Source organism: Mesorhizobium sp. P2_E9 (genome assembly GCF_056403815.1).
Map to the genome: position 1 here is coordinate 192,186 of NZ_JBFUET010000004.1, position 13,393 is coordinate 205,578.

Sequence of the window (13,393 nt, forward strand, 5' to 3'; positions counted from 1 at the left end):
TTAAAAACTTCGCAGTTCCAAAGCGCCTTCCGGTTCACTAATGTTGCGCTGCAACCCGCGCCCCCGGTGAACCATGTCCGATGCTCCCAAGACCTCTGGCATGACCCGGCTGAGGAACTATTTCCTCACGGGCTTCGTCGTCTGCGCGCCGCTGGCAATCACCGCCTATATCGCCTGGTCGTTCATCGGCTGGGTCGATTCCTGGGTAAAGCCTTATATTCCAGCGCGTTACAGCCCCGACACCTATCTGCCATTTCCGGTTCCGGGGTTCGGGCTGATCGTCGCGCTGATCCTGATCACGCTGATCGGGTTTCTCACCGCCAACATTGTCGGCCGCGCCATTGTCGGTTTCGGCGAACGTCTGCTTGGCCGCATGCCGCTGGTGCGCGGCATCTATGGCTCGCTGAAGCAGATTTTCGAGACCGTGCTGTCGAACAAGGGCGACATGTTCCGCCAGGTCGGGCTGGTCGAATATCCGCGCAAGGGCGTGTGGTCGCTGGTGTTCGTCGCCAGCGAAAAGGAAACCGAGATCAATGAGAAGCTCGACCAGGAAGGCGATCCGCTGATCGCGGTGTTCATGCCTTGCACGCCGAACCCGACCACAGGGTTCCTGATGTATGTGCTGAAGTCGGACATCGTGCTGCTCGACATGACGATCGAGGACGGCGCCAAGCTGATTGTCTCGGCCGGGCTTGTGGCGCCCGAGGTGAAAAGCAAGATGGTGACGCTGAATGGCGAGCCGATCAACGGAACGGTCGCCAATCCGCCACTAGGGCCTCATCCGGCGCGCAAAAGTCGCACAGCTTCGTCGCGGCCGAACAAATAGAGCAACAGGCGCAGCGCCTCGCCGCGGTCGGATTGCAGCTCCGGGTCGCGTGACAGGATCAGCCTGGCATCATCGCGGGCAGCTTCCAGAAGATCGGCATGCGCCTCGATGCGCGCCACCTGGAAACCCGGCGTGCCGGACTGGCGGGTGCCCAAAAGCTCGCCTTCGCCGCGCAGTTTGAGGTCTTCCTCGGCGATCAAAAAGCCGTCCTCGGTCTCGCGCATCACCGACAGCCGGCGTTTTGCAGTCTCGCCGAGCGGATCCTTGTAGAGCAGCACGCAGGAGGAGGGCTTGTCGCCGCGCCCGACCCGGCCGCGCAGCTGGTGCAACTGTGCAAGGCCAAAACGCTCGGCATGTTCGATGACCATGACGGTGGCGTCGGGAACATCGACGCCGACCTCGATGACCGTGGTGGCGATCAGGATGCGGGTCTCGCCCTCCTTGAAGGCGCGCATCGCCTCGTCCTTCTCGGCGCCCTTCATGCGGCCATGGACAAGGCCGATGCGGTCGCCGAACAGCGGTTTCAGCGAGGCAAAACGATCCTCTGCCGACATCAGCTTGATCTCTTCGGATTCCTCGACCAGCGGGCAGATCCAGTAGATCTTCTGGCCGCCGGCGACGGCGTCCTCCATGCGGCCGACCAGCTCGTCGAGCCGCTCCAAGGGCAGCGTGACGGTGCGGATCGGCTGGCGGCCGGCCGGTTTCTCCGTCAGCTTCGACACGTCCATGTCGCCAAAGGCGGTCAGCACCAGTGTGCGCGGGATGGGTGTGGCCGTCATCACCAGCATGTCGGGCGCATCGCCCTTGGCGGTGATGGCAAGCCGCTGGTGGACGCCGAAGCGATGCTGCTCGTCGATCACGGCGAAGACCAGGTCGTGGAAAGTGACCGTCTCCTGGAACAGCGCGTGGGTGCCGACGACGATGTCGATCTCGCCGCTGGCCAGGCCGGCCAGCGTATCGGTGCGCTCGCGGCCTTTCTCGCGGCCGGTCAGGATGGCGATGCGCAGCCCGACCTTGGCAGCGAGCGGTGCGATGGTTGCCAGATGCTGGCGGGCCAGGATTTCGGTCGGCGCCATCAGAGCCGCCTGGCCGCCGGCCTCGACGGCGCGCGCCATGGCAAGCAGCGCGACGACAGTCTTGCCGGAGCCTACATCGCCCTGCAGCAGCCGCAGCATGCGCTCAGGGTCGGCAAGGTCGGCATTGATTTCGGCCAGCGCGAATTCCTGGCTTGATGTCAGCGAATAGGGAAGGGCGGCGCGTAGCTTCTCGACGATGCTGCCGTCGCCGACCAGCGGACGACCGGACAGGCGGCGGATCTTTGACCGCACCAGCGCCAGCGAGACCTGGCCCGCCAGCAACTCGTCATAGGCCAGACGCCGCCACGCGGCACCGTCGATGGAAACATCGATCGGGTCGGCCGGATTGTGGATGCGGGCGAGCGCATCGCCAAAGCTGGGAAAGGTATGCCGGCGCATGAAGGCGCCGTCCTGCCATTCGGGGAATTCGGGCACGCGGACGAGCGCCTGGCCGATCGCCCGGCGCAACACCTTGCCGGACAGCCCGGCGGTAAGGGGATAGACCGGTTCGACCAGCGGCAGGTTCTCCGCCTCGCTGACCAGCGCGATGTGGTCGGGGTGCACCATGGTCGGGCGGCCGTTGAACCATTCCATGCGGCCCGAGACCACGACATGCTCGCCCACCGGCATTGCCTTTTCGAGATAGGCGGCATGCGCATGGAAGAAGGTCAGACCGATTTCGCCGGTGTCGTCATGGGCGTAGACTCGGTAGGGCACTGACCGGTTGCCGCGCGGCGGCGGCTGGTGACGATCGATGCGCACCTCGAGCGTGACGATCGCGCCTTCGGCGGCAAGGGCTATGCCTGGTCGGTTGCGGCGGTCGATGACGGTATGCGGCAGCACGAACAGAAGATCGCCCGCGCGGGCCGCGCGATCACCAAGGTCAGCCGTGACAACCTTCTCGATCAGCGCGCCGACCTTCGGCCCGACGCCGGCAAGCGAAGTGATCGGAACAAACAGCGGATCGAGGATGGAAGGACGCATGATGTCAGCTTATGTCGCGACGGCCGCAGCGCAAGGCTGACAGCCCCTTCTATCCACGCTATATGCGCCGCAGCAAGTGAGGATGCGGCACGATGACCGGAACGAAACGATCAAGCGAGGGGCTGGACGCCCACCGCCGCAAACTCTTGTTCCGCTCCTGGCATCGCGGCATGCGCGAGATGGATCTCATCCTCGGCACCTTCGCCGACGCCGAGATCGGTTCCTTGACGGCTGAGGAAATCGACCAATATGAAGGGCTTCTCGACATTCCCGACACCGACTTCCTGCCGCTGATCACGGGCGAACGCCCGGTGCCGGCGGATATCGACTGCGCCGTCCTGCAAAAGATCCTGGCGTCCCGCCGGACCATGACTTTCTGAACAAAAGCAATTCCAGGAAAAGTGCGAAGCGGTTTTCCCACGGGAATTGCGACAAACAAGACCGTGATTTTATGAGCCTCATTCCCACCATTGGTTTGCCGAAAGGCCGTGCCGGCCAGTTCATCGTCGACGGTGTCGCCGATGGCTATGAAGCCTTTGCGCTGGTGCAGGCCGCGCTGGAGATCGCGCCCGACAAGCCGGTGCTGTTCGTGGCGCGCGACGGGCAGCGCCTGCCGGTGATCATCGAGGCGCTGGCCTTCGCCGCGCCCAGCCTGCCGGTGCTGGAACTGCCGGCCTGGGACTGCCTGCCCTACGATCGCGTCTCGCCCGGCTCGGATGCCGCCGCCAAGCGCCTCGATGCGCTGACCGCGATGATCGCGCTGGCGAAGAAGCCGCATCGTGCCGTCATCCTCACCACCGCCAATGCGCTGCTTCAGCGCATTCCGCCGGCCGATCTTGTCGAGTCGCAGACGTTTCATGCCAAGCCGGGCAACCAGATCGACATGAACGCGCTGGTGTCGCGGCTGGAAACGTCAGGCTTCGAACGCGTGCCCACGGTGCGCGGCGTCGGCGAATTCGCGGTGCGCGGCGGCATTCTCGACCTCTTCGCCCCCGGCTGGACCGAGGCGCTCAGGCTCGACTTTTTCGGCGATACGCTGGAATCGATCCGCGTCTTCGATGCCGCCACGCAGCGCACCACCGGCCAGCGCAAGTCTATGGCCTTGCAGGCGATGAGCGAAGTGGCGTTGACGCCCGAAACCATCAGCCGCTTCCGCCGCTCCTATATCGAAGCCTTTGGCGCGCCCCAGCGCGATGACGGGCTCTATGCGGCGGTCAGCGAAGGACGGCGCTTCGCCGGCATGGAGCACTGGCTGCCGTTCTTCTACGAGCGGCTGGAGACCGTGTTCGACTATCTGCCTGACACGCCTGTCATCTTCGACCACCTGGCGCATGAGGCGCTTGCCGAACGCCATACGCTGATCCTCGACCATTATGAGGCGCGCAAGAAGCAGGCCGACGCCGCATTGAAGGATGCCGTGCCCTACAAGCCGGTGGCGCCGGACCTGCTTTACCTCTCGCCGGAAAACCTGATCGCCTCGCTCGGGCCGCGCGAAGCGATCGACTTCACGCCCTTCGACGCACCCGACGCCGGTGCCAAAAAAGTCTACCACGCCGGCTCACGCCATGGCCGCAGCTTCGTCGAGGAGCGCGCCGACCCCAACGTCAATGTCTTCGACGTCGTTGTCAGACACATTGCCGACGAGCGCGCGGCACGCCGCCGCGTCGTCATCGCCGGCTGGACCGAAGGCTCTCTCGACCGGCTTGGCCAGATCCTCGCCGAACATCATCTCGGCAACCTCAAGCAGGTCGAAACGCTTGCGGAAGCCGAACAGCTCGAGCCGGGGCAGGCGGCATTGGCCGTGTTGCCGCTCGAATCCGGCTTCGAGACTGAAAAACTGGTTGTCGTTGCCGAACAGGACATTTTGGGCGACCGGCTCATCCGGCGTTCGAAGCGCAAGAAGCGGGCCTCCGATTTCATTGCCGAAGCCTCGGCCTTGTCGGCCGGCGATATCGTCGTCCATGCCGACCATGGCATTGGCCGCTTCATCGGCCTGCGCACCATCGAAGCGGTCGGTGCGCCGCATGATTGCCTTGAGATCCACTATGCCGGCGATGACCGGTTGTTCCTGCCGGTGGAAAACATCGAGCTCCTGTCGCGCTACGGCTCTGACACAGCCGAAGCGACGCTGGACAAGCTTGGCGGCGGCGCCTGGCAGTCACGCAAGGCGAAACTGAAGAAGCGCCTGCTCGACATGGCCGGGCAGTTGATCCGCATTGCCGCGGAACGGCAGATGCGTGCGGCGCCGGCGCTGGTGCCGGCCGAAGGCCTCTATGACGAATTCTCAGCTCGTTTCCCCTATGAGGAGACCGACGACCAGCAGACGGCGATCGACTCGGTGCGCGACGATCTTGGCGCCGGCAAGCCGATGGATCGGCTGATCTGCGGCGATGTCGGCTTCGGCAAGACCGAAGTGGCGCTGCGCGCCGCCTTCATCGCGGCCATGGAAGGGTTCCAGGTCGCCGTGGTGGTGCCGACGACGCTGTTGTCGCGCCAGCATTTCAAGACGTTTTCGCAGCGCTTCTCCGGCCTGCCGATCCGCGTCGCCCAGGCCTCGCGGCTGGTCGGTGCCAAGGAACTCGCCGAAACCAAGAAGGGCATCGCCGAAGGCCAGGTCGACATTGTCATCGGCACCCATGCGCTGCTTGGTTCCGCCATCTCGTTCAAGAATCTCGGCCTGCTCATCATCGACGAGGAGCAGCATTTTGGCGTCAAGCACAAGGAACGGCTGAAGGACCTCAAGACCGATGTCCATGTGCTGACGCTGTCGGCGACGCCGATCCCGCGTACCTTGCAGCTGGCTCTGACCGGCGTGCGCGAACTGTCGCTGATCGCCACGCCGCCGGTCGACCGTATGGCGGTGCGCACCTTCATCTCGCCCTTCGATCCGCTGGTCATTCGCGAGACGCTGCTTCGCGAACGTTATCGTGGTGGGCATTCTTTCTACGTGGTGCCGCGTATCAGTGATCTCGCGGAAATCCATGATTTCCTGAAGGAATCTGTCCCGGAGCTAAAGGTGGCGGTGGCCCATGGCCAGATGCCGCCGGGCGAACTCGACGACATCATGAACGCCTTCTACGACGGCCAGTATGATGTGCTTCTGTCGACGACAATCGTTGAATCCGGCCTCGACATCCCGACCGCCAACACGCTGATCATCCATCGCGCCGACATGTTCGGCCTGTCGCAGCTCTATCAGCTGCGCGGCCGCGTCGGCCGTTCCAAGGTGCGCGCCTATGCGCTGTTCACGCTGCCCGCCAACCGCAAGCTCACCGACACCGCCGAGCGCCGTCTGAAGGTGCTGCAATCGCTCGACACGCTGGGCGCCGGCTTCCAGCTCGCCAGCCACGATCTCGACATCCGGGGCGCCGGCAATCTTTTGGGCGAAGAGCAGTCGGGCCATATCAAGGAGGTCGGCTTCGAACTCTACCAGCAGATGCTGGAGGAGGCGGTGGCCGAAGTGAAGGATTCCGGCGAGGTCCAGGATGGCGGCTGGTCGCCGCAGATCGCCGTCGGTACCGCGGTGATGATCCCGGAAAGCTATGTGCCCGACCTGCAACTCAGGCTGGCGCTCTACCGCCGTCTCGGCGATCTCGAAAACACCGAGGAGATCGACGCGTTCGGCGCCGAACTGATCGACCGGTTCGGCCCGCTGCCGGACGAGGTGAAGCACCTGCTCAAGATCGTCTTCATCAAGGCGCTCTGCCGCAAAGCCAATGTCGAAAAACTCGATGCCGGGCCGAAGGGCGTCGTCATCCATTTCCGCAAGCGCGAATTCTCCAACCCGGTCGGGCTGGTCAAGTTCATCGGCGAACAGGGCTCCCTGGCCAAGATCCGACCGGACCACAGCGTCGTCTTCGTGCGCGATTGGCCGACACCGGACAAGCGCCTGGCGGGTTCGGCGGTGGTGATGACACAGCTCGCGCGGTTGGTGGAGAAGGCGGCTTAGCCGCCGGCCACCATTCGCCAGCGCTGAAATTCCGGTCTAGAATAGGAAATCGGCTTCGTGTATGGAGCCGCCACCCCATATAGGGGCGGGAAATGGCGGGTGAGGGTACTCGCCGGAAAGAGCGTTGGGTGCAGCGATGACGAAATGGTCGCCGAATTCGTGGAGAGCAAAGCCGATCAAGCAGGTTCCCGCCTATCCGGACCTTGCCGCGCTCAAGAACACGGAAGCCCAGCTCGCCACCTTTCCGCCGCTGGTTTTTGCCGGTGAGGCGCGCAAGCTGAAGAAGCAACTGGCGGCTGTCGCAAACGGCGACGCCTTCCTGCTCCAGGGCGGCGATTGCGCCGAGAGCTTTGCTGAGCACGGCGCCGACAACATCCGCGACTTCTTCCGCGTCTTCCTGCAGATGTCGGTCGTGCTGACCTTTGCCGGCGCACAGCCGGTGGTGAAGGTCGGCCGCGTTGCCGGCCAGTTCGCCAAGCCGCGCTCGTCCGACAATGAGACCAAGGGCGAGGTGACCCTGCCGAGCTATCGCGGCGACATCATCAACGGCATCGAATTCGACCAGAAGTCCCGTATTCCCGATCCCGCCCGCCAGGAAATGGCTTACCGCCAGTCGGCGGCGACGCTCAACCTTCTGCGCGCCTTCGCGCAGGGTGGTTACGCCAGCCTGGAGAACGTGCATCGCTGGATGCTCGGCTTCGTCTCCGACAGCCCGCAAGGCGAGAAATACGAGTCGCTGGCCAACCGCATCACCGAGACGATGGACTTCATGAAGGCCGTCGGCATCACCTCGGAGACCAACTACGCGCTGCGCGAGACCGATTTCTACACCAGCCATGAGGCGCTGCTGCTCGGCTATGAGGAGGCGCTGACCCGTGTCGATTCGACCTCTGGTGACTGGTACGCCACCTCAGGCCACATGATCTGGATCGGTGACCGCACCCGCCAGCCCGACCATGCCCATGTCGAATATTGCCGCGGCATCAAGAACCCACTCGGCCTGAAATGCGGCCCGTCGCTGACCGCTGACGGCCTGCTGGAGCTTATCGACCTGCTCAATCCCGAGAACGAGCCCGGCCGGTTGACGCTGATCGCCCGCTTTGGTTCGGACAAGGTCGCCGACCACCTGCCGAAGCTGGTGCGCGCGGTGCAGAAGGAAGGCCGCAGTGTCGTCTGGTCGTCGGACCCGATGCATGGCAACACCATCGAGGCAGCCGGCTACAAGACGCGGCCGTTCGACCGTATCCTGAAGGAGGTGCAGACCTTCTTCGAAGTGCATCGCGCCGAAGGTACGCATCCGGGCGGCATCCATGTCGAGATGACCGGCAAGAACGTCACCGAATGCACCGGTGGCGCGCGTGCCATCACCGCCGAGGAACTGCAGGATCGCTACCACACCCATTGCGACCCGCGCCTCAATGCCGACCAGGCGATCGAACTGGCCTTCCTGGTGTCGGATCTGCTCAAGAAAAGCCACCCGGTGCAGCACAAGCAGGCCGTCAACGGCTGATCCCAACCAATTGGACCGATAAAGAAAAGGCGCCTGGGAAACCCGGCGCCTTTCCTTTTTCAGCTCATCGTTTGCGCTCCCGCCTAAGCCGGCGCGATCGGCAAAAGCCATCAGTCCTTCTTGTAGAGCAGCCAGCTCTTGCCGGCGCGACCGGCCATCGTCGAATGCTTGGTCACACGGTTGCGGCCGCTGACCTTCGAACGGTAGAGCGCCCGGTCGGCCTTGGTGTAGAGGTCTTCCGGCCCTTCGGCCTCGGACGCCATGCAGATGCCCATCGACACCGTCACGGTGCCATAATTCATGCCGGTCTGGCTGCTGGTGAACGGCGTCTGCTCGATCAGGGCGCGAATGCGCTCCGCGATCTCATAGGTGGCGTCTTCGCTGGCACCCTCGATGATCAGCGCGAATTCCTCGCCGCCGGTGCGGGCGACGAACATGTCGCCGCGAATGCTGGTCTGGAAAATCTCGGCGATGATCTGGATGATCTTGTCGCCGACAGGATGGCCGTAGCGGTCATTGATATCCTTGAACCGATCGATGTCGGCAAGGATCAGGGCGTTGAACAGGATACCCTTGTTGCTGGTGTAGATACTGGTGATTTGCTTGTCGAAGGCGCGCCGGTTCCAGATGTGGGTCAAGGGATCGGTGTCGGCCAACCGCTTGTATTCCTCGAGCTTCGACTTGACGCTCTCGAGTTCAGCCGTCTTGTCACTCAGCGTCGAGGCGATCTGTCGACCGTGATCGATGGTCGAATTGGTGGCAACCGCCATGGCATTGGCGATCTTCTGCAGGAGGTCCTGCGAGAGCAGGCTGCGATTGCTCAAGCCGCTCGATGTTTCATCCAGGATCCTGCCGTATTTCTCGATGTGGCTGCGCTCGCTTCGCAACAGCGACGCAACCTCCTCGAGCTCCCTGGCGATGACGTCTCGGGCATGCTCGACGATGCTGGGACCGTGATTCTGGGCGAAGAAAGCGCGCCCGATCTTATCCAGCTCGTCCTGTGTCGGCCGACTGTTCAGCGCAAGGACGGCGAGGCTGAGCTCGCGATTGGTGCCGCTCAATGCCTCGTAGAAGATTTCGTAGTTGCGCGGCAGGCCGAGCACGCCCAATTGACGCATGGTGGCGACGACGGCGGACGCAATGTCGGTATTTTTGTCGGTTGGGGCGGCTGCCGGCTGCATGTCTGGTTCACTCTTCCCCTCGGATCCCGGCACAGAATTTGCGGGTTCCATCGATCGCCGACCTGGGGAGCGCGACCCGACAGTCCAGAACATCTTGCAAAGAGGCGCGTCCCCACCCGCGACCTTCGCTTACGGAGACCATAAATGCGGCGACGCTAAAGTTTCCTTAATTCGCACGACTTCCACAGGTTTTTCTCTACCTGTGGCTGTAGAAGCATAAACTTTGGCGCCAAACTCGCGGGACAACAGCCAGTTAGTGGCTTTGAATTCGAAATCCGCGCGGCGCGCTGCTGAAAATGAAACTGAATTTCGAATTCCGAGCGCCAGTCGATGTCGTGTTTGCTTGCGCGTAACCACCGCAAAGCTGGAATCCTGACCACGATGCTGGACGAGCTTTCTTCAAGGGGTGCCGAAATGAGCGACAGTCACCAGGGATCATGCCTTTGCGGAGCGGTCCGGTTCCGGACAAGTGGAGCGCTGCGGGGGGTCGTCTACTGCCATTGCTCGCAATGCAGGAAACAGAGTGGGCATTTCTATGCCGCGACCAACGTTGCCGACGCCGACATCGTGATCGAAGGCACTGAAAGCATCACCTGGTATGAAGCGTCCGCGTTCGCCCGGCGCGGCTTCTGCAAGGCATGCGGGTCAGTGCTTTTCTGGAAGCCAAGGGATCAAGGCTACATTTCGGTCATGGCGGGATCGTTCGACAGGCCGACCGGTCTCAAGGGCGACTGCCATATCTTCGTCGGCGACAAGGGCGACTATTATTCGATCGACGACGGATTGCCGCAGTTTGAAAAGTCTACGCCTTCGATAGCGGTTGCTGAATGAATTTTGGAAGAGACGCCTTATTCCCTTGATCGTGCCGTTGCTTTATCTCGTGCCGGTAATTCGGAAAGAGGTTTGGGCATGCAGCGGCTGATCGATGCTTTTATCAATTCGGTGCGGGCGTTCCGCAAGCTGGCTGCCAGCGAGAAGGCATTCCAGCAGGAACTGATGCTGCTCGCACTCGCCTTGCCGGCCGGGTGGTTTGTTTCGGTGTCGTGGCGTGGCTATGCCCTGCTGATCGGCGCGGTGCTGCTGCTGATCATGGTCGAGGTGCTGAACACCGGCATCGAGGCGGCCTGCGATGCGTTCAGCCGCGAGTTCAATGTCGACATCCAGCTGGCCAAGGATTGCGGTTCGCTGGCGGTGCTGATCTCGGTGGTCATCGTTGCCGGCGTCTGGGGCATCGCGCTCATCGAGCGGATCACCGGACTACCGATCTAGCGTTGCCATTCTTATATGACGGTAACTAAAGGAAACCGTCATGCCCGAAGCCACGAATCTTCTGCTTCTCGAACGCAAAGGCCTGCCGGACGATTTGCGCTGGCTGGTCGAAAAATACCCGCGTGAAGAATGGCAGGGCCACGCCAACATCCACGGTATCGCCAACATGTGGCTGCAGCGGCACGACATGTTCCGTGAACTCGGCGGCATGCTGACCAACGGTATTGGCGACTATCGCGAGGGCAAGCTGACGGCGCCTGACTTTGCGCGCTGGTTCGCGCCGCGCCTCAACCATTTTCTCGGCAATCTCGACGGTCACCACAATGTCGAGGATCATCATTATTTTCCGGTCTTCGCCAAAGCAGAGGCGCGGCTGAAGCGCGGTTTTGAGATTCTCGATACCGACCACCACACCATCCATGAAGGATTGGAGCGCAATGCCGAGGCGGCCAATGCCTTCATCAAGACGCTTCAGGAGAGCGAGGACAAACAGCGCTTCGCGGCGGATACCTATGCCGACGAAAACAGCCGGCTGATCGCCATGCTGACCCGGCATCTTGCCGATGAGGAAGACCTGATCATCCCGCTGATCCTCGATCGAGGTGATCAGGCGCTCGGTATCGACTAACGGTCAAAGCTCCTTGGCGCGCTCCCGCCTGGCAATGTGTCGGGCGATGAGCCAGGCAAGGATCGCCACCGTCAGGCCGATGCCAAGCCCGATCAGGAGCCGCTCGTGGCGCAGCAAGGCCTGGCCGACGAAATGCTCGGCGCCCAACCCGAAAACATAGCCGATTGAGCTGAACAGCACCGCCCAGATCACCGATGAGATGGCGTTGAGGATGACGAAGCGGGGTGCTGCTATGGTCGACAGGCCGGCCGCGATGCCGCCGACCAGGCGCATGCCGTAGACATAGCGGTTCGACAGCACGAAGATGTTGGGATGGGTGTTGAGCAGGCGATAGGCGCGGCGGAAGCCAGGTCGCCTGCGCAGCCTGACGACATGGCGGTTATCGGCGAAACTTCTGCCGAGGATGAAGAAGAAGGTGTCGCCGACGAAGGCGCCGAGCGCTGCCGCGACAAAGGCATGCCACAGCACGAAAACATGCTGGTGGGCGAAGAAGCCGCCGAGGATGGCGGCACTTTCCCCCTCGGCCACGCAGCCGAGGAAGACGGCAAGCAGACCGTATTGTTCGATGAAATGGTGGATCGCTTCGGTCATGAGGGCTGGGTCTGGGGAGCGAGCCGTTCGTCGATCCGCTTCAGCTGTTCGGCTATTTGCGCGATCTCGTCGCGCATGCCGATGATCTGGCTGTGGCGCAATTCGTCCAGCTTTTCGTGCAGCGCCATGATCTCGATTTCGGCCTTGAGGTTGACCTCATAGTCATGGGCTGCGTCGATGCGGTCGCGCGCTGCCTGGCGGTTCTGCGACATCATGATCACCGGCGCCTGCAGGGCAGCGATCATCGACAGCACCAGGTTGAGGAAAATGAAGGGGTAGGGGTCGAACGACTTTTGCCCCAGCAGCCACCAGTTGGCACCGATCCACAGGATCAGGAAGGCGATGAATGACAGGATGAACGTCCACGAGCCACCGACACGCGCGATGGCATCGGCGATGCGATCGCCCGCGCCCTGAAGGCCGGCCAGATTGTCGTTGATGTCCTGTGATATGGGTTTGCGGTCGACAGTGCTTTGCAGCACCCGCCTCTCAAGCTCGCTCAAATTCTCTGGGTTTCGCCTCAGCCATCGATTGGCCAGTTCGGGCACTGTCTTGTTCATGGACGTCTCCACACCAAAGCGTCGGCTTGGCAGTCTCGTCTCCATATAGGAAGATGCCGTACCTTCAAAAGCGCGGCATGGAGATGGAAGCAAAAATGCCAGATTTCGCCAAAATCCGCGCCCGTGCAGCCAAACGCAAGGGCGGCGAGACGGAGCTTTCGTCCCTTCTGGGGCCGGCGCCCGACAATGCAGCGGTGGCTGACATCACCGACGACCGCATTCTCTCGACCATGGCCGAGCGCGTCTTCGCCGCCGGTTTTGTCTGGCGCGTCATCGAGCAGAAATGGCCCGGTTTCGAGGAAGCATTTCTGCGCTTCGAGCCGAAGCGGCTGTTGTTCCAGCCTGACGATTTCTGGCACGATCTGGCTTCCGACCAGCGCATTGTGCGCAACCCGCAGAAAATCAGATCCGTGCGCGACAACGCCGCCTTCGTCGAACGCGTCTCCAAGGAGCATGGCGGCTTCGGCGAGTTCCTCGCCAACTGGCCAGCCGACGACCAAGTCGGGCTGATGGCCTATCTCGGCAAGCACGGCAGTCGGCTGGGCGGCAACACCGGCCAGTATTTCCTGCGCTGGCTGGGCTGGGATGCCTTTGTGATTTCGGCCGACATGGCGGCAGCCCTTCGCGATGCAGGTCTCGACATCGCCGAAAGCCCGACCTCGAAGAAAGACCTCGACAAGATCCAGGCGCAGATCAATCAATGGGTGGCGGACACGAGGCTGCCGCGCCGGCACATCTCGCGCATCCTGGCGATGTCGATCGGCGAGAACCATTCGCCGCAGTCGTTGCGCGAGTATATGGGCGACGACTGATCGTCGA

General features: G+C 62.4%; 12 protein-coding genes. 8 read left to right on the plus strand and 4 right to left on the minus strand.

The features are described from left to right. The first annotated feature begins 73 nt into the window (after positions 1–73). Complete coding sequence (locus AC1D05_RS09305) at positions 74–826, plus strand: DUF502 domain-containing protein (RefSeq protein ID WP_038647021.1); 753 nt, start codon at positions 74–76, stop codon at positions 824–826. On the opposite strand, the gene recG is transcribed toward AC1D05_RS09305, so the two are convergent. Then, positions 778–2,886, minus strand: coding sequence for an ATP-dependent DNA helicase RecG (recG, locus tag AC1D05_RS09310; RefSeq protein WP_477440262.1), 2,109 nt, complete (start codon positions 2,884–2,886; stop codon positions 778–780). The two genes, AC1D05_RS09305 and recG, sit on opposite strands and share 49 nt — an antisense overlap. A gap of 92 nt (positions 2,887–2,978) precedes the next feature. Between recG and AC1D05_RS09315 the strand changes: the two genes are divergently transcribed. The 3 genes from AC1D05_RS09315 (at position 2,979) to AC1D05_RS09325 (ending at position 8,345) form a co-directional block, all read left to right on the plus strand. Further along, positions 2,979–3,266, plus strand: coding sequence for a succinate dehydrogenase assembly factor 2 (locus AC1D05_RS09315; RefSeq protein ID WP_477440264.1), 288 nt, complete (start codon positions 2,979–2,981; stop codon positions 3,264–3,266). Positions 3,267–3,337: 71 nt separating this feature from the next. Continuing rightward, the gene (gene mfd / locus AC1D05_RS09320; RefSeq protein WP_477440266.1) at positions 3,338–6,835 is read left to right on the plus strand and encodes a transcription-repair coupling factor; all 3,498 of its coding nucleotides are present in this window, start codon (positions 3,338–3,340) and stop codon (positions 6,833–6,835) included. Positions 6,836–6,971: 136 nt separating this feature from the next. Then, positions 6,972–8,345, plus strand: a complete 1,374-nt coding sequence (locus AC1D05_RS09325; RefSeq protein WP_477440268.1) for a class II 3-deoxy-7-phosphoheptulonate synthase — start codon at positions 6,972–6,974, stop codon at positions 8,343–8,345. A gap of 110 nt (positions 8,346–8,455) precedes the next feature. Here AC1D05_RS09325 and AC1D05_RS09330 read toward each other — a convergent pair whose 3' ends face one another. Further along, positions 8,456–9,526, minus strand: coding sequence for a diguanylate cyclase domain-containing protein (locus tag AC1D05_RS09330; protein ID WP_477440270.1), 1,071 nt, complete (start codon positions 9,524–9,526; stop codon positions 8,456–8,458). Between the two features lie 414 nt (positions 9,527–9,940). Between AC1D05_RS09330 and AC1D05_RS09335 the strand changes: the two genes are divergently transcribed. From AC1D05_RS09335 to AC1D05_RS09345, 3 genes are all read left to right on the plus strand, one after another. Further along, positions 9,941–10,357 carry a GFA family protein gene (locus AC1D05_RS09335; protein ID WP_477440577.1) on the plus strand — a complete coding sequence of 139 codons (417 nt, stop codon included), beginning with the start codon at positions 9,941–9,943 and terminating at the stop codon, positions 10,355–10,357. A 78-nt stretch (positions 10,358–10,435) separates the two neighbouring features. Further along, a complete protein-coding gene (locus tag AC1D05_RS09340; RefSeq protein ID WP_027029167.1) occupies positions 10,436–10,795 on the plus strand; it encodes a diacylglycerol kinase in 360 nt (119 codons plus the stop codon). Between the two features lie 40 nt (positions 10,796–10,835). After that, positions 10,836–11,423, plus strand: a complete 588-nt coding sequence (locus tag AC1D05_RS09345; protein ID WP_477440272.1) for a hemerythrin domain-containing protein — start codon at positions 10,836–10,838, stop codon at positions 11,421–11,423. A 3-nt stretch (positions 11,424–11,426) separates the two neighbouring features. Here the strand turns inward: AC1D05_RS09345 and AC1D05_RS09350 are convergent, their stop codons facing one another. Together AC1D05_RS09350 and AC1D05_RS09355 are read right to left on the minus strand one after the other, a co-directional pair. Next, entirely contained in the window at positions 11,427–12,014 is a 588-nt protein-coding gene (locus AC1D05_RS09350) for a DedA family protein (protein WP_477440274.1), read from the minus strand. Beyond that, positions 12,011–12,574: a DUF1003 domain-containing protein gene (locus tag AC1D05_RS09355; protein ID WP_477440276.1), complete on the minus strand. Its 564-nt coding sequence runs from the start codon at positions 12,572–12,574 to the stop codon at positions 12,011–12,013. The genes AC1D05_RS09350 and AC1D05_RS09355 overlap by 4 nt, the downstream gene beginning before the upstream one ends. A gap of 95 nt (positions 12,575–12,669) precedes the next feature. Between AC1D05_RS09355 and AC1D05_RS09360 the strand changes: the two genes are divergently transcribed. Beyond that, positions 12,670–13,386 (plus strand): DNA-3-methyladenine glycosylase I, encoded by a 717-nt coding sequence (locus AC1D05_RS09360; RefSeq protein WP_477440278.1) that lies wholly within the window; start codon positions 12,670–12,672, stop codon positions 13,384–13,386. The last annotated feature ends 7 nt before the right edge of the window (positions 13,387–13,393 follow it).